Source organism: Stenotrophomonas sp. YJH_SMC_123, assembly GCF_059368215.1.
In genome coordinates, this window is the sequence record NZ_JCAFRM010000009.1 from 160081 (window position 1) to 182319 (window position 22239).

The window sequence follows — 22239 nt, forward strand, 5'->3', positions numbered from 1 at the left end:
CGGGCATGAAGAGCAAACAGGAAATCGTCGACAACTGGCTGCCGCGTTATACCGGCGTTCCGCTGGACCAGTTCGGCCAGCATATCCTGCTGACCAATTTCGGCGGCTACCTGCACACCTTCTCCGCGCTGACCGGCGCCCCGGTCATCGGCCTGGACCGGCCGATGGCCAGCGCCACCATCGATGGCATCACCATGATCAACTTCGGCATGGGCAGCCCCAATGCCGCGATCATCATGGACCTGCTGTCGGCGGTGATGCCCAAGGCGGTGCTGTTCCTGGGCAAGTGCGGTGGCCTGAAGCGCAAGAACCAGCTGGGTGACCTGGTGCTGCCGATCGCAGCGATCCGCGGTGAGGGCACTTCGGGCGACTACCTGCCGCCGGAAGTGCCGGCCTTGCCGGCGTTCGCGCTGCAGCGTGCGGTCTCGACCATGATCCGTGATCTCGGCCACGACTACTGGACCGGTACCGTCTACACCACCAACCGCCGGGTCTGGGAGCACGACGAGGCGTTCAAGGAGCGGCTGCGGGCGATGCGCTGCATGGCCATCGACATGGAAACCGCCACCGTGTTCGCCGCTGGCTTCGCCAACCACATTCCCAGCGGCGCACTGCTGTTGGTGTCGGACCAGCCGATGATCCCCGATGGGGTCAAGACCGAGGCCTCCGATGCCAAGGTCAGCTCCCAGTTCGTGGAAAACCATATCCAGATCGGTATCGAGGCGCTTAAGCTTATCCGGCGCAACGGCAAGTCGGTCCGCCACCTGCGCTTCGACGAATGATGATGATGGCCTGGCGCGGCGCGCCGGCCCTGGGGAGTAGGTGATGGACGTTGCCGCGCACGTGGTGGAATTCTGGAAAGAGGCGGGCCCTGCGAAGTGGTTCGCCCGCGATGATGCGTTCGACGCGCAGTTCCGCCAGTTGTTCCTGGATGAGCATTTCGCAGCCGCCTCTCGCGCGCGCGAACACTGGCTGGGCAGTGCCGAGGGCGCACTGGCGCTGATGCTGCTGCTGGACCAGTTCCCGCGCAACTGCTTCCGCGGTAGCGCCCATTCCTACGCCACCGATGGCCTGGCCCGGCACTACGCCATGCGCGCCATCGAGGAAGGCCTGGACCTGCAGCTGGTGCCCAAGCTGCGCGCCTTCATCTACCTGCCGTTCGAGCACTCCGAGGATCCGCTGGACCAGGACCGCTCGGTGGCGATGTTCGACGTGCTGGGCGACAAGGAATACCTGCAGTACGCCGAGCTGCACCGCGACATCATCCGCCGCTTCGGTCGCTTCCCCCACCGCAACGCCGTGCTGGGTCGCATTCCCTCACCGGAAGAACTGGACTACCTGGCCGAAGGCGGTTTCGCCGGCTAAGAAAAAGGGGACGGAGGGAATTAAGTCGTTTTTGCCACAAACGACTTAATTCCCTCCGTCCCCTTTTTGGGGGTCAGATCGCCTTTCCGCAGGAAAGGGCTCTGACCCCGGGCCTTCAATCAGTACTTCGGCACGCCGTTGTCGACGTCTTCCGACCAGGCGTTGATGCCGCCGGTGACGTTGAACACCTTGGTGAAGCCCAAGGCGCGGAACTGCTCGGCGGCCTGCGCGCTGCGGCCACCGTGGTGGCACATGAAGGCCAGCGCGGTGTCCTTGGGCAGGGCTTCCAGCGCGGCGCGGCCGTTGCCGTCGAAGGTCTTGAACGGCACGCCCACGGCGGCGATTTCACGCTCGTCGGCCGGGCGCACGTCCACCAGGGTGATGTTGCCGGCACGCACCAGGTCGTCGGCATCGCGCACGCTGATTTCCTGCACCGGCTTGGGCGCATTCGGGTTGTCGATGGTCAGGCCCTTGCCGCGGATGTCGTCCACCCAGTCGATGGTGATGCCGTTGGCGCGACGGGCGCTGGCCAGGTCGAACTGCACGCGCAGGCCGTTGGACTCGGCGGCGATGGCGCCTTCGTCGTGCGGGGCCAGCTGGAAGTTCGGCTGGAAACCGGCGTCGATGGACAGCTGCAGAGCAGCGCCCGGGGCATCGGCCAGCGCGCCCTTGAGCATTTCCACGGCCGCCGGGGTGACGGTGATGCTCGGCGGGGTACGGTCCGGCGCGGCCAGGCCCAGCACGCTGCTCAGCTCGCCGCTGGCAGCCATCTGCAGCACGATGTCGCTGCCGCCGATCAGTTCGCCGTCGATGTACAGCTGCGGAATGGTCGGCCAGTCGCCATAGGCCTTGATGCCTTCACGGATTTCCTGGTCGGCCAGCACGTTGACGTGGGCGAACTCGACGCCGAGGTCCTGCAGGGCGCCCACGGCCTTGGCCGAGAAACCACACTGCGGCATCGACGGCTGGCCCTTCATGAACAGCACGACGCGGTTGGCGTTGAGGATGGATTCGATGCGCGAACGCAGGGCGGGATCGAGGGACATGGACGTCGGGGTTCCGGGAATTCGAATCATCAATTCTACCCCTCATGGCATCATGGGGGATGAGCAACGCAGGAACATTGCATCGCATCCCGACCCGGCCCTGGCGCTGGCTGCCCTGGCTGGTGGCGTCGCAGCTGGCCGTGATCCTGGTCTGGGCCCTGGCCGGCTGGCACTGGGGGCTGCCCGTGATGGTGGCCAGCCACGCACTGTTCCTGGTGCCGGTATTCCTGCCCAACAGCCGCTTCTACGCGCCGGTGCTGAGCCGGATCGGAGAGGCCGGAAACAGCGTCTGGTTGACCATCGATGACGGTCCCGGCCCGGAGACCCGTGCGGTGCTCGACCTGCTGGACCGCTACCAGGCCCGCGCCACCTTCTTCCTGGTGGGCGAGCGTGCGCTGGCACAGCCGGAGCTGGTGCAGGAGATCCTGCGCCGCGGCCACGACCTGGGCAACCACAGCCACAGCCATCCGCAGGCGCGCTTCTGGCGGCTGGGCCCGGCAGCGATGCGTGCCGAGATCGAGGGCTGCCAGCATGCGCTGCAGGCGGTAAGCGGCCGCCCGGTGCGCTGGTACCGTTCGGTGGTGGGCATGACCAATCCGTTCGTGGCGCCGGTGCTGAAGGCGCTGGGACTGGTGCGCGTGGGCTGGAGCGCCCGTGGCTACGACGGTGTCGGCTGCACGCCGGAAGGCGTGCTGTCGCGGCTGCTGCCGGACCTGCGCCCGGGCGCCATCGTGCTGCTGCATGAGGGGGCCGCCCACGGCCACAACCTGGCGATCATCGAACGCGTGCTGCAGGCGCTGGACGAGCGGGGGCTGAAGGCGCGGCTGCCGGTTCCGTAACGCCGGGCCCTGGTGGTGTGGAGCAGCCGAGCATGGGCTCGGCGCCACAAGGGTTGGCGATCATCCTGTGGCGCAGCGCCGGCACATGCTGCACTCGGCGCTACAACGCGGGGCGTTCGGCCACCAGCAACCAGCTGTTGAACGGCGTGCGCCCGTGCAGGGGGCGCGGCGCCGTCACTTTCAATCCGGCCTCGGCCAGTGTCGCCTGCAGCACCTGCGGGTCGGGGTAGTGGCGCGGCCGCGTGCCCATCCAGCCGACCAGCCAGGCCAGCCGGTCCGCCACCCGCGTGGTGCGGTCGCGGCCATCGCCGGTGGCCAGTGGCGTGCGCAGCAGCAGGCGGCCGCCGGGAGCGACCCGCATACTGGCCTCACGCAGCAGTGCCTGCTGTGGGCCCGCGTCCAGGTACTGCAGCACATCCAGCAGCAGCACATGCCCGGCCTGCGCCGGCAGCGGCGCCTGCACGTCCAGACAGTCGAAGCGCACAGCGGGCAGGCCGGTGGCGGCACGCTGGGCACGGGCGATCTTGCCGGCATCCACGTCCACGCCCAGGTAGGGCTGGCAGCCACCGCGCTGGCGCAGCACGTGGGCGAACAGGCCCAGCCCGCAGCCCAGGTCCAGCACGGGTTGCCCGTCGCCAGGCAGGTGCTGCAGCACGCCGTCATACAGCGGGTCGCTGCCCAGCTTGCTGCGGGTGTAGTAGTAGTCGCGGCGGCTGGCCCAGGCGTGTGCGGGGCGGAATGCCTCGGCGATCGCGCGGGCCTGCGCGGCGCTCAAGGGTGTGCAGGGCAGGGGCGGGCCGTTCCGTGGCGTGCCATCCATCGGGTCAGTCCGTTCCGCCGAGCAGGTGGGCGGCGACCGGCAGCGCGCGCGCGCTCCACAGCGCGTACATCCGTGCTGAAGGGTGCAGGCCGTCGTCGGCGATCATCGCCGGGTCGCCACCGTGGTCACGGCTGATGTCTGTGATGTCGACGAAGGCCACGCCCTGCTGGGTGCAGATCACTTCAGCGGCCGCGTTGAATTCGTCGGTCTCGATCTCGATCGCGGCCAGGTCACGGCCGCTGCCGATACCGAACGGCGTCGCGCCCCAGTCGGGGAAGGACAGCACCAGCACACGCCCGGGGCGGCCACCGGCAAAGCCGATCGCCCGCTGCAGCAGGGCGTGGAACTGTACGCGGTACTCGTCCAGCGGCCGGCCGCGGTACTGGTTGTTGACGCCGATCAGCAGGCTGACGAAATCGAACGGGCCCTGCGGCGCGGCCGCATCGATGCCGGCGTCCAGCTCGTCGGTGGTCCAGCCGGTGGTGGCGATGGTCTGCGGGTCGGCCAGCGCCACATCCTGCGCACGCAGGGCGGCGGCCAGCTGGTGTGGCCAGCGGCCTTCAACGGCAACGGCTTCTCCGATGGTGTACGAATCGCCCAGCGCCAGGTAGGACAGCGCCACGGCTCAGGCCACCGAACGGCGCGGCTTCAACGGTACGACCTTGGTCGCGTCCTCGGCACGGCGGGCCAGCACGCGGTCGATGCGGGCGAACACATCGCGCATCACCGAGGCTTCCGGCAGCAGGGTCACGCGGAAATGATGGCGGTAGGGCACGTTGAAGCTGGAACCCGGTACCACCAGCACGCCTTCATTGTTCATCAGATCCAGCGCGAAGTTGTGGTCGTCGAAGCCCTTGGCGGCGGCACCGACCACGGCCGGGAACGCGTACAGCGCACCGGCCGGCGCGACCAGCGACAGGTGCTCACTGGCTTCGCAGGCTTCGATCACCGCGCGGCGGGTTTCATACAGGCGGCCGCCCGGGGTGCACAGTTCGGAGATGGTGTCCGGGCCGTTCACTGCGGCCTCGATGGCGTACTGGCCCGGCACGTTGGCGCACAGGCGCAGCGCGCCGAGCAGGTCCAGCGCAGCGCGGAAGTCGCCCAGGCGCGCGTCGTCGCCGCTGAGGTGGGCCCAGCCCACGCGCCAGCCGCAGGCACGGTGCACCTTGCTCAGGCCACTGAAGGTCAGGCACGGGTGGTCGCCGGCCAGCGGCGCGACCGGCTGGAATACCGCATCGTCGTACAGGATCTGGTCGTAGATCTCATCGACCAGCAGCAGCAGGTTGTGGCGGCGCGCGATCTCGACCACGCGCTCGAGCAGTTCACGCGGGTAGCTGGCGCCGCTGGGGTTGTTCGGGTTGATCAGCACGATGGCGCGGGTGCGCGAGGACACCAGCGTCTCGATCTCGCTCGGGTCCGGCTGGAAGCCGTTCTCGGCGGCGCAGCGGTAGTACACCGGGCGGCCATCGTTGAGGATGGTCGAGGCCGACCACAGCGGGTAGTCGGGTGAGGGCACCAGCACTTCGTCGCCCGGGTTGAGCAATGCGCGCAGCGACAGGTCGATCAATTCGCTGACGCCGTTGCCGACGAACACACGGTCGGGGTGCGCATCCGGTGCGCCACGGCGGGCGTAGTACGCCGCGATGGCTTCGCGTGCGACCGGCAGGCCCTGCTGGTGGGTGTACGGGTCGGTGCGGCCCATGTCATCGGCGATCGCGCGCTGCAGGTGCTCGGGCGCGCGGAAACCGAAGTTGCCCGGGTTGCCGATGTTGAGCTTGATCAGCTTGCGGCCCTGCGCCTCCAGCTCCCGGGCTCGCCGCGCCAGTTCTCCGCGGATTTCGTAGCGCACTTCGGAAAGGCGCTCGCGGATGGCCAGGGGCTTGGGCGAGTTGGTGGACATGGGAGCTGGGCCGTCAAAAGGCATGGGGCTTCCATCCTACCGGAATTGCTGCAATGCATGGCAGGGGCGCCGGGCCCGTCATTGCTGGGCTGGCAGGGCATCGGCACGGGTAGAATGGCGGCGATGACCCAGACCCCCGATTTCATCGCCCTGCAGACCATTGGCTGGCCCTGGCCGGGCCCGGCGCAGCAGGCCGACTGGCAGGCCGCGATGGCCGCGCACCCGCAGGCCCGCCCGGCGCGGGTGATCGAACAGCACCGCACCCACTACGTGGTGGCCGATGGCCCGGATGCGTCGATCAAGGCCGAATCGCTGCCGGAATGGCAGCGCCCGCGCTTCCCCAGCCACGAGCGGCCTGCAGTGGGCGACTGGGTGCTGCTGGACGGCATCCGCATTGTCGCGCTGCTGCCACGCCGCACCGCGATCAAGCGTGGCGCCGCCGGCGAGCACTACCACCAGCAGGTGATCGCGGCCAACATCGACACGGTGTTCATCGTCTGCGGCCTGGATGCCGACTTCAATCCGCGCCGCATCGAGCGCTACCTGCTGCTGGTCGGCGGTGGTGGTGCAGAACCGGTGGTGGTGCTGACCAAGGCCGACCAGACCGAGTACAGCGAGGATGCGCTGGCGGTGCTGGAAGAGCTGGAGATGCAGGGCATCGCGCTGCATGCGATCAACGGCCTGGATGCCGACAGTGTGGCGGTGCTGCAACCGTGGCTGGGCCCGGGCCGCACGGTGGTGCTGGTCGGTTCCTCCGGTGCCGGCAAATCCACGTTGACCAACACCCTGCTTGGCGAGCAGCGGATGAAGACCAACGCGGTGCGCGCCAACGATTCGCGTGGCCGCCATACCACCACCCACCGCGCGCTGATGCCGTTGCCGACGGGCGCCTGCCTGATCGACACCCCGGGCATGCGCGAGCTGAAGCCGACCGGCGAAGAGACGCTGTCCGAAGGTGGCTTCGCCGACATCGAGGCGCTGGCCGCACAGTGCCGTTTCAACGACTGCAAGCACCAGCAGGAACCAGGCTGTGCGGTGCGGGCGGCGATCGAGGCGGGCGAGATCGAAGAGAGCCGGTTGCTGAACTACTTCAAGCTGAAGGAAGAAGTGGCTGCCGCTGCCGCCAAGCTGGCGATACGCCAGGCCGAGACCGCGCAGGAGCGCGGCGGCAAGAAAGGCAAGGGCCAGCAGTTCCGCCCGGCAGGCAAGCCGCGTAGGCGGTAACAAGGCAGCCGAGCATGGGCTCGGCTCTACAGCTGGTCCGCGGTGGAGTCATTTCATGTAGCGCCCGAGCCAATGCTCGGGCGGCGGCGCACCGCGCCGGGCACGGCAGGGCGTTATAGTCCGCGCATGGAACCGACTGCGACGCTGGACCGTGACGTGGCCCACCATGCAGCGCTCGATGCGCGCCTGGTCGAGGCCGTGGGAGGCATCCGCCTGCTGGGCCTGACCAGCTGGCCGGCCACGCTGCAGGCACCGTTCCTGGACAGCGTGGCGCGCGGCCAGCCGGTGCTGCCGAAGGTGGATTACCCACGGCTGGACTTCAGCGAAGAACGTCGCGCGCTGGCCGCGATCGCCGCCGACTGCGACGACACTCATCCGCTGGGCCACTACGTGCGGCAGTCAGCGCAGAGCTGGGACCTGGCCGCGCAGCTGCTGGAAGGACTGGGCACCGCCGCCGTTGATACCTGTTCGGTGCAGCTGTTCGGCGCCCCCGAGCAGCCGCTGCCGGGCAATGGCCCGAGCACGCGCGACGCGGCGCGCCACTTCATACAGATTGCCGCCGAACTGGACCACGAACTGCTGGCGCCGGAAGAGCAGGTGCCGGTCTCGGCCATCGCCCTGCAGCTGCAGCTGCAGAATGATCTGGATGCGTTCTTCGAATCGCGCATCATCCAGGTGCAGCTGGATCCGGAGCTGGTGTCCAAGGCCGCCGCCGGCCCGACCCGCATCCGCCTGCGCACCAGCGCGCGCTTCAGCGCCTACGACCGCGCGCAGTTGTTCCACCACGAAGCGCTGGTGCATTCGCTGACCGCATTGAATGGCCGCGGCCAGCCGGTACTGCCGAGCCTGGCGTTGTCCTCGCCACGGGTAACGGCGACCCAGGAAGGGTTGGCGACCTTCGCCGAGCAGATCACCGGCAGCATCGACATCGAGCGCCTGAAACGCATCAGCCTGCGTACCGAAGCGATTGCGATGGCACGCGAAGGCGCTGATTTCATCGAAGTGTTCCGCTATTTCTGCGATGCCGGGCAGAACGCGGAAGAGAGTTTCGCCTCGGCCCAGCGCGTGTTCCGTGGCGTGCCGCCGAGTGGCGGCCTGGCCTTCACCAAGGACACGGTGTACCTGCGCGGCCTGGTATCGGTGCATACCTTCTTCCGGCACATGCTGGCCGAGGACCGCCTGCAGGTCTGCCGCTGGTTGTTCGCCGGCAAGATGAGCCTGGCCGATGCGATCGCGTTCGCGCCGCTGTTCGAGGCGGGAATACTGAAGCCACCGCGCTGGCTGCCGCATTGGGTGAGCCGGGCGAACGGCCTGGCCGGCATGCTGGCGTTCTCGCTGTTCGCCAACCGGATACGGATGGACCAGCTGGCGCCGGAATGAAATGCGTTGGCGGATCCTCCTGCGCCTGCCTGCTATCGGCTGGGAGGAGGCGGGGCACCCTGGTCAGGACACGCAAAAGCCCCTCCATGGTGCTCGATGGCGCCATCCATGGCGCCAACGGTCCTGACCAGGGTGCCCCGCCTCCTCCAGACAATTTCCTGCGGGCGCGGCAGCAGGTCCACCAGAGGGATTGCGTTTGAGAAGCTTGAAAAGCAAAGCGCCGGGCAATGCCCGGCCCTTTGCTTTTGCTCTTGCTTTCCATTGCCTCCGCGCCGGCGCTGGGAATTGTCGAGCGCGGGTAGGCAGGCCCATGCAGGACCGTTGGCGCCATGGATGGCGCCATCGAGCCCCCAAGGACGGGTTTACGGCGTGTCCTGCATGGGCCTGCCTACCTGCGCCATGCAGGAACACTCAATGCGCCGCAGCGCCCGCTTCTGACCTAGAACTCCGCCGCCACCGTCATGAACAGCTGCCGCGGTGCGCTCGCATGGATCGCATAGCGCGTGCCCTTCGGATCAGTCGGTGCGAACGAACTCAGCTGGCCGGCGTAGCGCTTGTTGGTCAGGTTGGTCGCGTTCAACGACACCCGCACGTTGCGCAGGCCCAGGCCCGGGCCGAAATCGTAGCCCGCACCGGCGTCGAAGGTGGTCACGCCCGGCACCGACTGGTCGTTGGTGTAGGTGTAGTAGCGCTTGCCGGTGTACTTCGCACGCAGGCTGGCGAAGAAGCCGTCGCGGTTCCAGCTGATCTCGCTGGAGGCCATGCGCTGCGGCGTATCCACCGTGATCTTGCCGGCCACCGGAACGATCGCACCGCCCGAGGTGTAGTCATCCTCGTAGGTGGTCTTGTTCCAGGACAGCGCGTTGTACCACTGCAGGCCATCAATCGGCTTGAGGATGAAAGTCAGTTCCGCGCCATGGCTCTTCACCGAACCGACGTTGATGAAGCGCGTCACGCACTCCGGGCGCGTGCCGACTTCGATGCTCGAACACGGGTTCAGCGACAGCAGGCGGTTGTCGAACTTGACGTTGTATGCAGCGATCGAGGCCTGGTACTTCTCACCGAAAGTGCGGAAGCCGGCTTCCAGGCTCTTGGACTTCTCCGGCTCCAGCCCGGCGCTGGCCGCGAACGATTCCGGCGACACCTGCAGCGGGCCGCCGCTGCCACCGCCGACGAAGGCGGCGATGTTCTCGGCGTAGGAGGCGAACAGCTCGTTGTTGGCGTTGAGCTTGAAGCCCAGGCCTACCTGCGGCAGCACCGATTCCTTGGCGGTCAGTGTGCCCGACGCAATGCGGGTTTCAACGCCGGGCTGCGCGGTGGCGCGCATGCGGGTGTTGGGGCTCTTGATGCCCACGTCCACGGTCAAGCGCTGGTCCAGAAAGCGCATGCGGTCCTGCACGTAGAACTGGCGCGTGCGGATGTCGAAGTCCTGGTTGAACAGCAAGCGGTCGGGGTTCTTCAGGTACAGGTCGTCCAGGAACGGGCCGCTGATGTAGTAGAAGTTGCGCGACACGTTATGGTCGTTCTGCTCGTACCACAGGCCGGCTTCCAGCTCGTGGATGCCCACCGTCCACGACAGCGCGGCGGTCAGGCCATCGCGGTTGATCGTGTAGTTGGTGCTGCGGATCGAGATCGGCAGCATCCTGTCGGTACCCGGGTAGGACGGCTGGCCCGGTGCCCACCAGTGGCCCTGGCCACGGTTGTCGTGGTGGTAGGCCAGCAGCTTCAGGCGGCCCTGCTCGCCCAGGCGCAGGTCGGCATCGACCGAGTACAGGTTGTCGTCGCGCAGCGCACGGCTCTGATAGTACGCATCGTCGATGCTGTTGACGCCGCCGCTGAACTTGCAGCGCGCCTTGTTGTAGGTGCCAGGCGCGCAGTACGCGGCGGCGACGGCGCGATCCCAGTCCGGCGCGTAGATGTTCCAGTCATACCCCAGTCCGCGTGCCAGCATGTCCTTGGACAGGTAGGCATAGTTGGCCTGGCTGGCGCGCGAGGTCGCCACGAACGCACCGAAACGGTGGTCGCCAACGTTCCACACTGCCTTGGCATTGAACTGGCGGGTGGTCTGGTTCTGGTACGGCGCGGCCCACATGTCCTGGTCCTGGTGCACGCCGGACACATAGGCCGAGAAGCCGTTGAGGTCGCCGGTGTCCACGCGCAGGTAGCCGCGGCGCTGGTGGTTGTCGCCGACGGTGACGCTGGCGCGGCCACCGAATTCGGTGGACGGATCCATCGAGAAATACTGGATGGTGCCGCCCAGGTTGCTGGTCGAGGCCACGCCCAGCGAACCAATGCCCTGCGACAGTTCGGCGCCGGCCAGGTTCTCGGCGATGATCGCGCGGGCGATGCTCAGGCCGTTGTAATTGCCGTAGCTGTTGTCGCCCAGCGGGATGCCGTCCAGCGTGTAGCCCAGGCGGCTCTTGTCGAAGCCGCGCAGGCTGATGGTCTGCGATTCCTCGTTGGCGCCAAAGGCATCGTTGGACTGCACCGACACGCCCGGAAGGCGATCGAGGATCTTCTGGCCACTGGTGCCTGGCGGCAGCACCTGCTTGTCCACGGCAGTGATGCGCTGCACCTGGCGGGTCTCGCCCTGACCGATCACAGAGACGGTATCCAGCGTCTGCGCGCTCAGCGCGGCATCGGTGCTGGCGCCGGTATCGGCGGTGGTGGCGGCATGGGCGCTGGCAGCGGCGGAGAGCACGATCGCTACGGCGATCGTCAGGTGTCGGGTCTGCATGGTGGTCCGTTGCATGGGGGGTGATCACCGGTACGCGTGCGCGGTGCAGGGCCACTATGCGAACGGAACATGAAACCTTCTTTACGGAAAACCAACGAATGGTGCCGGGTACCCGCGCAGGTCCCGCAGCCGGATGAAAAAGGGGCCGGATTCCCTTCGCAAGCAAAGGTTCACCGGCCCCGCGCACTCCGTGGGGGAGGCGGTCCACGCGCAGCGTGGAGACTGGCTTACCCCATGTACAGGCCACCGTTGACCGGATAGTCGGCGCCGGTCACGTACGAGGCTTCATCCGAGGCCAGCCAGGCGCACAGGCCGGCCACTTCCTCGGGGCGACCCAGGCGGCGGACCGGCACCGAGGCCGCCAGCCGGTCCAGTACATCCGGCGGGAAGCTGCTGATCGCCTGGCTGGCGATGTAGCCCGGCGACAGCGTGTTGACGGTGACGCCGCGCGAAGCCACTTCGGCGGCCAGCGCACGGCTGAAGCCATGCATCGCGGCCTTGGCGGTGGCGTAGTTCACCTGGCCGATCTGGCCCTTGTGGGCGCTGACCGAGCCGATGTTGATGATGCGGCCCCAGCCCCGCGTGGCCATGCCGTCGACCACCTGCTTGGTCAGGTTGAACAGCGCGTTGAGGTTGGAGGCGATCACCGCGTTCCAGTCCTCCACCGTCATCTGCCGGAACAGCAGGTCGCGGCTGCCGCCGGAGTTGTTGACCAGTACATCGACCTCACCCACTTCGGCGCGGACCTTGGCGAACGCGGCGCTGGTCGAGGCCCAGTCGGTCGCGTTGCCTTCGGAGGCGATGAAGTCGAAGCCCTGTTCGCGCTGCTCGCGCAGCCAGTTGGCCTTGCGCGGCGAGTTCGGCGCGCAGCCGGCAACCACGGTGTGGCCGCTGCGGGCCAGGCTCTGGCAGATGGCAGTGCCGACACTGCCCATTCCACTGGTGACGTAAGCGATTCGAAGCGTCATTGCAGAAGGCTCCTTGGCAAAGGGTCAGGCGGCGAGGGGATACAGGCCGAACAGCAGGCTGCCGATCATCAGCAGCATCGAGATGGCGATGGCCCACTTCAGGGTGAACTTCTGGTGGTCGGCGAATTCGACCTTGGCCAGGCCCACCAGCAGGTAGGTGGACGGCACCAGCGGGCTGAGCAGGTGCACCGGCTGGCCGGCCAGCGAGGCGCGCGCCATTTCCACCGGAGTAATGCCGTAGTTGCCGGCGGCCTCGGACAGGATCGGCAGCACGCCGAAGTAGAACGCGTCGTTGGACATGAAGAAGGTGAACGGCATCGACGCCACCGCGGTGATCACCGCCAGGTACGGGCCCCACGACTCCGGAATCACCGCCAGGAAGCTGTGCGACATCGCTTCGACCATGCCGGTGTTGTTGAGGATGCCGGTGAAGATGCCTGCGGCGAAGATCAGCGACACCACCGACAGCACGTTGCCGGCGTGGTTGACCACGCGGCGGCGCTGCTCGGCCAGGTTCGGGTAGTTGATCACCAGGGCGATGGCGAAGCCGACCATGAACAGCACCGGCATCGGCAGCACGCCGATGATCAGCGCGGTCATCAGCGCCACGGTCAGGGCCAGGTTGACCCACAGCAGCTTCGGGCGCTTGATGTCCTCGGCGTCTTCCACGGTCGGCAGCGGATTGCTGTCGTCCGATACGCTGTTGTCCATCCAGCTGCCGCCCTTGGGCAGGGTCACCACGCCGAGGCGACGGCGTTCCTTCAGGCCCAGGTACCAGGCCAGCAGCAGCACGCCGGCACAGGCGATCACCATCGACGGGATCAGCGGCACGAACACATCGGCCGGGTCCACGTGCAGCGCAGTGGCCGCGCGTGCGGTCGGGCCGCCCCACGGGGTCAGGTTCATCACGCCGCCGGCGAGGATGGTCACGCAGGTCATGTTCAGCGCGTTCATGCCCAGCCGCTGGTACAGCGGCAGCATCGCCGAGACGGTGATCATGTAGGTGGTCGAACCGTCGCCATCGAGCGAGATCAGCATCGCCAGCACGGCGGTGCCAAGCACGATCTTCATCGGATCGCCCTTGACGAAGCGCAGGATCACCCGCACCAGCGGATCGAACAGGCCGGCATCGATCATCACCCCGAAGTAGAGGATGGCGAACATCAGCATCACGCCGGTCGGCGCGATCTTCTTGATGCCCTCCAGCATCATCTCGTCGATGCCGGCACCGAAGCCACCGATCAGCGCGAACAGGATGGGAATGGTGATCAGGGCGACGAGCGGCGACAGGCGCTTGCTCATGATCAAGTACATGAACGTAATGACCATGCCAAAGCCGAGGATGCTCAGCATCATCTGCGGACTCCTTGCGAAAACAGGACGTGGGGAGTGGAAGGGGCCGGGCGCCGCGCGCCCGGAATGTCAGGCCTAGAAGTCGTACTGCAGGCGGCCGGTGACCGCGCGGGTGCGGTCCACCGTGACCCCGGCCAGGCGGTCGCGGTTGCGGCTTTCGATCACGTTGAGCATGAAGCGCAGGTTGTCGCGCAGGTACCAGTTGCCGCCCAGCGTCCAGGCTTCGGTGCTGCCGCGGCGCAGGTCCGGCGCGCCATCAAGGTGCTGCGCGCCCCACATCTGGTCGTAGCGCAGCGCCACTTCGAATGCACCGGCCTTGTGGCGGATGTCCTTCACCCGCGCGAAGCGTCCGGTCTTGCGGTCATAGGCGCGGCTTTCGCCGGTGACGAACCAGCTGAGCATGCCGTAGGCGGCCATCACGTCGCCGCGCTGGGCGCCGTCATCGAAGGTGGCGCCACTGAACTCGCCCTGCCACGACAGCGGACCGCGCACCTGCGCGTATTCCAGCGACCACTTGTTGACGTCGGTATCGCGGCCGGCGGAGAAGTCGACCAGGGTCAGGCGGCTCTCGTCGGACAGGTGGCCGGCCGGGCGCGGACGGATGCGCAGGCCGGGCACGCCATTGGCGCCGGGGTTGTCGTACGCCTCGCGGGCCAGCGACAGGCCCAGGTGCAGCACGTCGCCGTCGCTGGGCGAGGGCGCCCAGGTGATGCGACCACCCGCCGCGCGACCCTTCACCTGCCAGGCGTCGATGCTCTCCAGGCTGTAGAGGCTGGCCGCCCAGGTGAAGTCGCCCGGGTTGGCCTGCCAGGACGCACCCAGGCGGTACAGCGGCGCCAGCGTGGTGCCGGCGTTGCCGCGCTCCAGGAAGCTGCCGTAGTTGGAGCTGGTACGGTCATCCAGCGAGAAATACTGCTTGAACTGGCCCACGGTCAGCTTGCCCGCCTTGCCGAAGCTGCGGGCCAGGTAGACATCCTTGGCCTCGACGCGGTCGCCGGAGAAGTCGGCTTCCAGCTTGTAGTCGACCACGAAGAACTTGCCGGACACATCGACCCAGGCGCGGCGGATCTCGGTGTCATCCTTGTTCGGCGTACCGCGGTTGTCGTTGTCGAAGGTGGCGAAGTCCAGGTGCAGGCGGCCACCCAGGGTGGCGGTGACCGGAAGGTCGTCTTCGGCGGCGAAGGCCGGCACCGACAGGACAGCCAGCGCCATCATGGCGGCAGGACGCCGCCAGGCAAACGTGAATTCCACAAACCCTCCCAGGTGCGCGCCAGGCGCGCGGCAATCGTGGGCACCGGACGGTGCGCGGCCGCAGTCTGGGTCGGGCAAGCTGTCATCGTCCTGTCAACGGATTGTGCGGTGCAGCGAAAAGCACAGGCCGCTGGGCTCGCCGTGCCGCGCCCGGCGAGCCCAGCGGCGGCATGCGGTAGCATTCGGTTCCCCTCCCACCCGTGTGCCCATGCGCCTGCTGCTGGTCGAAGACAATCCGGATCTGGCCGATGCGATCATCCGCCGGATGCGCCGCAGCGGGCACGCCGTGGACTGGCAGGCCGATGGCCTGGCCGCTGCCAGCGTGCTGCGCTACCAGAGCTTCGACCTGGTGGTGCTGGACATCGGCCTGCCCAAGCTCGATGGCCTGCGCGTGCTGGCCGGCATGCGCGAGCGCGGTGACAGCACGCCGGTGCTGATGCTGACCGCGCGTGACGGCATCGAAGATCGCGTGCAGGCGCTGGATGTGGGGGCCGACGACTACCTGGGCAAGCCGTTTGATTTCCGCGAGTTCGAAGCGCGCTGCCGCGTGCTGCTGCGGCGTGCGCGCGGCCAGGCCAGCGAAGTGGTGCAGATTGGCGGCTTCCAGTTCGACAACGCGGCGCACCGGGTCAGCCTCGACGGGGAGCCGATCGAACTGCCCAACCGCGAGTACCGCCTGCTGGAGATCCTGGTCGGCCGTCTTGGCCAGGTGGTCGGCAAGGACGAGATCGGCAACGGCCTGTTTGGTTTCGATGACGAAGCGGGCCCGAATGCCATCGAGTTGTACGTTGGTCGCCTGAGAAAGAAGCTGGCGGGCGCGCCGCTGCGCATCACCACGGTGCGTGGCGTCGGTTACCTGCTGGAAGCCAGCGATACCCATGCCGACGCCGATGGCTGACACGCGTGCTGCGACTGCGGCGCCGGGTTCGCTGCGGCGCACGCTGCTGCTCTACCTCGGCGTGCTGCTGGCGGTGTTCGCGGTGGCCCTGCTGTTCGCCGCACGCGATTACGGCCAGCGCGCCGCCAACCGATCCTACGATCACCTGCTGGTGTCCTCGGCGCTGTCCATCGCCGATTCGGTGGCCCTGGTCGACGGCCAGTGGCAGGTCGATCTGCCCTATGCGGCGCTGGACCTGCTGGCGATGGCGCCGGAGGACCGCGTGTTCTACCGGGTGGCCGACAGCCGCGGCACGCTGATCACCGGCTACGGTGATCTGCCGACACCGCCGCGCAGGCCCGGTACCCAGCCGCAGCTGTTCGACGCCCCCTACAGCGGCGAAACCGTGCGCTTCGTGGTGGTCGGCCGCAGTTTCGCCGCGGCCTCGGCACAGGGCGAGGTGCAGGTGCAGGTGGGCCAGACCCGGCGCGCGCGCGAAGCCGTTGCGCAGGACATGGTCAATCGTGCATTGCTGGCGATCGGTGTGTTGTCCGGGCTGCTGCTGGCGCTGGTGGCGTTCGGCGTGCATCGTGCGTTCCGGCCGCTGGTGCGGGTGGAGCGCGAGCTGTCGCGCCGCGAGCCGTCCGACCTGAAGCCGCTCGATGCCCGCGTGCCACGCGAGATGGACCAGATGGTGGCCGCGTTGAACCGCTTCATGGAACGCCTGTCCAGCAGCAACGAGACACTGCGCGCGTTCATGGCCGAGGCCGCACACCAGATGCGCACGCCACTGGCGGCATTGCGAGCTCAGGCGCAGTTGGCGCTGGATGATGACGATCCGGAGGACATGCGACGCAGCCTGCAGGCGATCGAGCGCAACGCCACGCATATGAGCCGGCTGCTCAACCAGCTGCTCAGCGATGCCAGCGTGATCCATCGTTCGCACCTGCAGCGCTTTGCGGCGGTGGATCTGGCCGAGACCGTGCACCAGGCGTTGCATGAAGCACTGCCGCAGGCAAGCCCGGCACCGCGCGTGCAACTGGCGATGACTGCCGAGCCGGTGCAGGTGCATGGCGACGCGCTGCTGCTGCGCGAGGCAATCAAGAACCTGGTCGACAACGCGTTGAAGTACGGCGGCGACGGCCCGTTGCAGATCGCGCTGACCGTGGAAAGCGGGCAGGCCGTGCTGACCATCGCCGACCATGGCGCAGGCATCGCGGCTGCCGATGCCGAACGCGTATTCGAGCGCTTCGCGCGTGGCGAAGGCGCGCCATCCGGCGGTGCCGGGCTGGGCCTGGCCATCGTCAAGCGGGTGGTCGACAGCCACGGCGGCCGCATCGACCTCAGCAACCGCCCGCAGGGCGGGCTGATCGCCACCATCCGCCTGCCACGGAGCAGTCCATGATCCGCCTGTTTGCCACGGCCGTTGCCCTGCTGCTGGCCCTGCCGGTGCTGGCCGCGCCCGGCGATGTGCGTCGTTTTCCCGCACAGGGGGCGGCCACCGCGCAGCTGCGCATTCACGGCACTACCGACATCGAAGTGTTCGCGGTGGTGATTGCCGATTACCAGCGGCTGCACCCGGGCACCGAGGTGGTGTACGAGGACATCATCACCCAGGACCTGTACGCGCGTTACCTGCACGACCGCGGTGGACCGGCATCGCCGGACCTGCTGATCTCCAGCGGCATGGACCTGCAGACCAAGCTGGTCAACGATGGCCACGCGCTGCCACATCGCTCGGCGCTGACCGCTGCGCTGCCAGCCTGGGCGCAGTGGCGCAACGAGGCCTTCGGCATCAGCTACGAGCCGGTGGTGATGGTCTACAACACCCGCGCAATGCCTTCGGCAAAGGTGCCGCACACGCGCCGCCAGCTGCTGGACCGGCTGCGTGCCGAAGGTGCACCGTTGCGCGGCAGGGTCGGCACCTATGACATCGAGCGCAGCAGTGTCGGCTACCTGCTGGCAACCCAGGATGCGCAGCGCGGCAGCATCGCCGGCGCGCTGCTGGGGGCGCTCGGCGACAACGACGTGGTGCGCGAAGAGCGCACCGGCATGCTGCTGGACAAGGTGGCCAGCGGCGAGCTGTCGCTGGTCTACAACGTGCTTGGTTCCTACGCGCAGGCACGGGTCGATGCCGGCGCGCCACTGGCCATCGTCGAGCCTGAGGACTACACGCTGGTGGTGCTGCGCACCGCGGTGATTCCGCGTACCGGCCCACACCCGGAAGAAGCGCGGCGCTTCCTCGACTACCTGCTGTCGCCCCGTGGCCAGCAGGTGCTGTCGCGCGAGGCGCGGCTGATGCCGATCGTGACCGGCAACGCACGTGGCGACGATGCGCCCGGCCGCAGCCGGCGTCCGATCCAGCTCGGCCCGGGCCTGCTGGTGTACCTGGATGCGCTCAAGCGCCGCCAGTTCCTCGATGCCTGGCGCAGCAGCGTCGAGCCGGCGGGGCGCTGAGGCTCCGGCCTGCCCGTACAATGGCGGCATGAGCGAATACACCATCCTGATCGCCGACGACCACCCGCTGCTGCGTTCGGCGGTGGTGCAGTCCTTGCGGCAGAGCCTGCCGCTGGCGCAGGTGCGCGAGGTGGCCAGTGCCGATGCGCTGGCCGAGGCGCTCGACGCACAGCCGGACGTGGACCTGGTGCTGCTCGACCTGACCATGCCCGGCGCGCACGGTTTTTCCGCGCTGCTGCACGTGCGCGGCTCGCATCCGGACATCCCGGTGGTGATCCTTTCCTCCAACGACCATCCGCGGGTGATCCGCCGTGCCCAGCAGTTCGGCGCCGCCGGTTTCATCCCGAAGTCCGCGCCGGCCGAGACCATCGGCGAGGCCGTGCAGGCAGTACTCGATGGCGGCCTGTGGTTCCCGGCGATGGCCGCCGAGCGTTCCGAGGCCGATGCACTACTGGCCAGCCGCCTGGCCCAGCTGACCCCGCAGCAGTTCCGCGTGCTGCTCTGCCTGGCCGATGGCCTGCTCAACAAGCAGATCGCCTACACCCTGGGGCTGGCCGAGAACACGGTGAAGGTGCACGTCACCGCCATCCTGAAGAAGCTCGAGTGCCACAGCCGCACACAGGCGGCGGTGCTGGTGAAGGCGCTGGAGCCCGAGGGCGACGCCGGCATCGGGCTGTAGTTTCCAGCCAACGGCGCAGCCCCTCGTGGGTGGACACGTAGAGCAGTTCATGGGTGAGGCCGGGCAGGTGGACTGCACAGGGGCCGCTGCAAGTACATCCATGTAAGCTCGGTCGCCGCATCCATGCGGCTCACGCCCCTGCGCAGCCCACCTGCCCGGCCACGGACAGGTTCCGTGCGCATCCACCCACGGAAGAGAAAAGAAGATCAAAAGCAAAGGCAGCCTGACAGGCCGCTTTTTGTAGAGCCGAGCCCACGCTCGGCTGCTTTCTGGCCGGTCCGTGAAGCCGAGCATGGGCTCGGCTCTACACGAGCAAGCGCAGCGCGCGACCCGCTTTTGATCTTATTTTCTTCTCCGTGGGTGCAGGCCACCGAAATCTGTCGGAGGCCGGTCGGGTTGGGTGCGCGGGGGTGTCAGCCGCATGGGCCCGAGGCATCCCTCGGGCGGGTTGGGCAGGACGCCCAACCCGGGTCTTGCCGTGTGCGCAGGACAGCGCACACGAGCAAGCGGCTGCAAGCCTCCATGGACGGATTCACGGCGTCCTCCGCGTACCCAACCCGACCGGCCCACCCGCGGCTTCTGCTTTCCGCGACCACCCAGACACCACCCACGAGGGGCTGCGCCGTTGGCTGGAAACTACCCGCGATGGCGGATCAGCAACTGACTCATCAGTGCCCGCAGCGCCGGCGGCTTCACCGGCTTGGCCATCATCCCCCAGCCGCGTTCGGCGGCCATCTCACGCAACCCCGCATCGCGCTCGGCAGTAACCAGCACTACCGGCGGGCGGGCCTGCCACAATTCGGCCAATGTCTCGTACAGCACCGGCCCATGGTGATCGCCCATGCGCACATCCAGCAGCACCAGCTCCGGTACTGCGCCTGTTGCTGCCAGCTGCAGCGCCGCCTGTGGGCCATCGGCCAGCGCCACCTCGCAGCCCCAGCGCTCCAGCAGCGCGCGGCTGGCCGCGCACACGTGCGGATCGTCGTCGATCACCCACACCCGGCGACCGCGAAGCGGGTTGTCCGCCGCCGGTTCCTGCACCAGCACCGGCACGGGAGCAGTAGCGGGAATCGCGCTGGCTTCGCCGAACGGCACGCCCACCGCGAACACGCTGCCCTGGCCCAGCTGCGAGCGCAGCCGGATCGGATGCCCAAGCAGGCGGCCGATGCGATCGACGATGGCCAGGCCAAGGCCGGCGCCGCGCTGCTGGCCGTCGTGCAGGCGGCGGAACTCCTCGAAGATCTCGCCCTGCAACGCGTCGGGAATGCCGGGGCCCTGGTCGTGCACCTCGATCCACAGCATGCCTTCACGGCGACGGCAGCCGAGCAGCACGCGGCCGCGTTCGCTGTAGCGCAGCGCGTTGGACAGGAAGTTCTGCAGGATTCGGCGCAGCAGGGCTTCATCGCTGACCACTACCGCATCGGTATCGACCCAGTCGACCACCAGGCCACGCGACTGTGCGGCGATGCCGAATTCGCGCGCCAGCGTCTGCAGCAAAGGCCCGAGCCGGAACGCCTGCACTCGGGTCGGCAGGCTGCCGGATTCCAGGCGCGCGATATCCAGCAGACTATTGAGGATCGCATCCTGCGCGGCCAGTGCAGCATCGATGTGGTCCGCAGTCTGCTGCTGCGCCGGGTCGCCCAGCTTGCCGCGCAGCACCGAGACGAACATGCGCGCCGCGTTGAGCGGCTGCAGCAGGTCGTGCACGGCCGAGGCGACGAATCGCGTCTTGTAGCGGTTGGCCTGCTCGGCTTCGCGGCGTGCTTCTTCCAGGTCATGGGTGCGCTCGGCGATGCGGTGTTCCAGCGCATCGGCCAGCGAGCGCAGTTCGCGCGCGGCGTTCTTGTAGCTGGTGATGTCGGCATAGCTGGTGACGAAGCCGCCGTCGGGCAGCGGGTTGCCGCGGATTTCCAGCACGGTGCCATCGTCTTTTTCGCTCTCGCGCATGTGCGGGCGGCCGCTGCGCAGGTGATTCAGGCGGCGCTCGATGGCTTCATCGACCGGGCCCGGACCAAGCAGGCCACGGCGTGCGTTGAAGCGGAACAGTTCCTCGATCGGCCGGCCGACGCGAACCAGGTCCTGCGGGAAGCGGAACAGTTCCAGATAGCGCGAATTCCACGCGACCAGGCGCAGCTCGCGGTCGATCACCACCACGCCCTGCGGCAGGTGTTCGAGGCTGCGGCTGAGGCCGCTGTCGGCATCGGTGGCGGCCTGCAGCAGGCCATCCTGCGCGGTACGCAGTTCCTGTGCATGCTGCTTGAGCAGGGTTTCCAGCTCGCGGCGGCTGCGCAGGCGATGCTTGGCCAGTCGCCGGCGCTGCTGCACGAACAGCACCAGGAAGCCCAGCGCCAGCCATGCAGCGCCACCGGTGAGTGCGGCGGCGCGGCCGGCGCCGGTGGCGGCACTGGCATCGTGCAGCAGGTGCAGGTTCCAGCCTTCGGCGGGCAGCGGCAGGCTCTGCCACAGCATCGGCTGCGGCAGCGCCGGATCCAGCAGGCGCACCATGCGGCCGCCATCGGCCAGCACGTCTTCGGTGCGTGCGCGCAGGGGCTGCAATGCGCGGTCGGCGTACTGGCGGGCGTCCAGCATCTCGCGGCGCTCATCGGCTCCCAGCGGGCGCAGCAGCCGGTAGCGCCAGCTGTCCCGGTTGGCCAGGAACACCACGTCGTGGTCGTCGCTGGCCAGCACCACGTCCGGGCTGCTCAGCCATTCCTGCTCCAGCGCGGACAACTCGACCTTGATCACCACCACGCCCAGCCGCTTGCCGTCTTCTTCGATGGCCTGCGAAAGGTAATAGCCGGGCACGCCGGTGGTCATGCCGATGCCGTAGAAGCGGCCACGGCCCTGCGCCAGCGCCTGGCGGTAGTAGGGGCGGTAGCTGTAGTTCTCGCCGACATTGGTGGTCGGCTGGTCCCAGTTGCTGGCCGCCACCGCCACACCGTCGTGGCCGACCAGGGTCAGGGTCGAGGCACGGGTGACTTCGTTGGCGCGTTGCAGCTTGAGGTTCAGCCGCTGCCGTTCGCTGGGCGAGGGCGGCACGCGCAGTGCATGCAGCAGATCCGGGTCAAGTGCCAGCACCTGCGGCAAGGTGCCGAAGCGGTCGATGCGCTGTTGCAGGCCCTGGCCATACAGCTGCAGCTGGCGTTGCACCTGGCTGCTTTCCTCGCCGAGCGCGCGCCGCCAGGCGTAATGACCGGCGGCGACCGCGCACAGCACGGTACCGCCGACCATCACCAGCAGGGTCAGCAACAGCATCCGGTGGCGGCTGAGCCAGTACATGGCGGCAGTCTACGCAGGGCCGGCGGGCGTGGCGTGCACGCCCGCCGGGGTCTGACGTGGAAGG

18 protein-coding genes are annotated in these 22239 nt (G+C 68.0%); 9 read left to right on the forward strand and 9 right to left on the reverse strand.

Translation table 11 applies throughout. The features are described from left to right. The first annotated feature begins 5 nt into the window (after window positions 1-5). Together AC5P5W_RS18755 and AC5P5W_RS18760 are read left to right on the forward strand one after the other, a co-directional pair. Window positions 6-782 carry an AMP nucleosidase gene (locus AC5P5W_RS18755; protein WP_005419211.1) on the forward strand — a complete coding sequence of 259 codons (777 nt, stop codon included), beginning with the start codon at window positions 6-8 and terminating at the stop codon, window positions 780-782. Between the two features lie 43 nt (window positions 783-825). Further along, window positions 826-1365, forward strand: coding sequence for a DUF924 family protein (locus AC5P5W_RS18760; protein WP_014648372.1), 540 nt, complete (start codon window positions 826-828; stop codon window positions 1363-1365). 119 nt (window positions 1366-1484) lie between these two features. Here the strand turns inward: AC5P5W_RS18760 and grxD are convergent, their stop codons facing one another. Then, on the reverse strand, window positions 1485-2411 hold the full coding sequence (gene grxD / locus AC5P5W_RS18765) for a Grx4 family monothiol glutaredoxin (RefSeq protein ID WP_495221363.1): 927 nt from the start codon (window positions 2409-2411) through the stop codon (window positions 1485-1487). A 59-nt stretch (window positions 2412-2470) separates the two neighbouring features. Between grxD and AC5P5W_RS18770 the strand changes: the two genes are divergently transcribed. Then, complete coding sequence (locus tag AC5P5W_RS18770; RefSeq protein WP_197574920.1) at window positions 2471-3250, forward strand: polysaccharide deacetylase family protein; 780 nt, start codon at window positions 2471-2473, stop codon at window positions 3248-3250. Window positions 3251-3350: 100 nt separating this feature from the next. Here AC5P5W_RS18770 and AC5P5W_RS18775 read toward each other — a convergent pair whose 3' ends face one another. From AC5P5W_RS18775 to AC5P5W_RS18785, 3 genes are read right to left on the reverse strand one after another with little or no spacing between them, the layout of a single operon-like run. Beyond that, window positions 3351-4070: a class I SAM-dependent methyltransferase gene (locus AC5P5W_RS18775; RefSeq protein ID WP_134809270.1), complete on the reverse strand. Its 720-nt coding sequence runs from the start codon at window positions 4068-4070 to the stop codon at window positions 3351-3353. Between the two features lie 4 nt (window positions 4071-4074). Next, entirely contained in the window at window positions 4075-4692 is a 618-nt protein-coding gene (locus tag AC5P5W_RS18780) for an SGNH/GDSL hydrolase family protein (RefSeq protein WP_032956572.1), read from the reverse strand. Between the two features lie 3 nt (window positions 4693-4695). Then, window positions 4696-5970 (reverse strand): pyridoxal phosphate-dependent aminotransferase, encoded by a 1275-nt coding sequence (locus AC5P5W_RS18785; RefSeq protein ID WP_046432453.1) that lies wholly within the window; start codon window positions 5968-5970, stop codon window positions 4696-4698. A gap of 114 nt (window positions 5971-6084) precedes the next feature. On the opposite strand from AC5P5W_RS18785, the gene rsgA reads away from it, so the two are divergent. Continuing rightward, window positions 6085-7194 carry a ribosome small subunit-dependent GTPase A gene (rsgA, locus tag AC5P5W_RS18790; RefSeq protein ID WP_049440645.1) on the forward strand — a complete coding sequence of 370 codons (1110 nt, stop codon included), beginning with the start codon at window positions 6085-6087 and terminating at the stop codon, window positions 7192-7194. Between the two features lie 126 nt (window positions 7195-7320). Continuing rightward, entirely contained in the window at window positions 7321-8574 is a 1254-nt protein-coding gene (locus AC5P5W_RS18795; RefSeq protein WP_053495753.1) for a flavohemoglobin expression-modulating QEGLA motif protein, read from the forward strand. Between the two features lie 439 nt (window positions 8575-9013). On the opposite strand, the gene AC5P5W_RS18800 is transcribed toward AC5P5W_RS18795, so the two are convergent. The 4 genes from AC5P5W_RS18800 to AC5P5W_RS18815 all read right to left on the reverse strand — a co-directional run bounded on the left by AC5P5W_RS18800 (window position 9014) and on the right by AC5P5W_RS18815 (window position 14847). Continuing rightward, window positions 9014-11311 (reverse strand): TonB-dependent receptor, encoded by a 2298-nt coding sequence (locus tag AC5P5W_RS18800; protein ID WP_069117896.1) that lies wholly within the window; start codon window positions 11309-11311, stop codon window positions 9014-9016. Between the two features lie 227 nt (window positions 11312-11538). Beyond that, on the reverse strand, window positions 11539-12279 hold the full coding sequence (gene phbB, locus AC5P5W_RS18805; protein ID WP_005419193.1) for an acetoacetyl-CoA reductase: 741 nt from the start codon (window positions 12277-12279) through the stop codon (window positions 11539-11541). A gap of 24 nt (window positions 12280-12303) precedes the next feature. Further along, entirely contained in the window at window positions 12304-13632 is a 1329-nt protein-coding gene (locus tag AC5P5W_RS18810; protein WP_005419191.1) for a CitMHS family transporter, read from the reverse strand. A gap of 75 nt (window positions 13633-13707) precedes the next feature. Further along, entirely contained in the window at window positions 13708-14847 is a 1140-nt protein-coding gene (locus AC5P5W_RS18815; protein WP_049440639.1) for an OprO/OprP family phosphate-selective porin, read from the reverse strand. A 244-nt stretch (window positions 14848-15091) separates the two neighbouring features. Between AC5P5W_RS18815 and AC5P5W_RS18820 the strand changes: the two genes are divergently transcribed. From AC5P5W_RS18820 to AC5P5W_RS18835, 4 genes are read left to right on the forward strand one after another with little or no spacing between them, the layout of a single operon-like run. Further along, entirely contained in the window at window positions 15092-15781 is a 690-nt protein-coding gene (locus AC5P5W_RS18820) for a response regulator transcription factor (RefSeq protein ID WP_005419188.1), read from the forward strand. Then, the gene (locus AC5P5W_RS18825; protein WP_014648362.1) at window positions 15774-17165 is read left to right on the forward strand and encodes a sensor histidine kinase; all 1392 of its coding nucleotides are present in this window, start codon (window positions 15774-15776) and stop codon (window positions 17163-17165) included. Before AC5P5W_RS18820 ends, AC5P5W_RS18825 begins: the two co-directional genes overlap by 8 nt. Continuing rightward, entirely contained in the window at window positions 17162-18217 is a 1056-nt protein-coding gene (locus AC5P5W_RS18830; protein ID WP_495221366.1) for an ABC transporter substrate-binding protein, read from the forward strand. Before AC5P5W_RS18825 ends, AC5P5W_RS18830 begins: the two co-directional genes overlap by 4 nt. A gap of 28 nt (window positions 18218-18245) precedes the next feature. Continuing rightward, window positions 18246-18896 carry a response regulator gene (locus AC5P5W_RS18835; protein WP_014648360.1) on the forward strand — a complete coding sequence of 217 codons (651 nt, stop codon included), beginning with the start codon at window positions 18246-18248 and terminating at the stop codon, window positions 18894-18896. Between the two features lie 636 nt (window positions 18897-19532). Here the strand turns inward: AC5P5W_RS18835 and AC5P5W_RS18840 are convergent. Continuing rightward, the gene (locus tag AC5P5W_RS18840) at window positions 19533-22175 is read right to left on the reverse strand and encodes a hybrid sensor histidine kinase/response regulator (protein ID WP_014648359.1); all 2643 of its coding nucleotides are present in this window, start codon (window positions 22173-22175) and stop codon (window positions 19533-19535) included. Window positions 22176-22239: the final 64 nt, after the last annotated feature.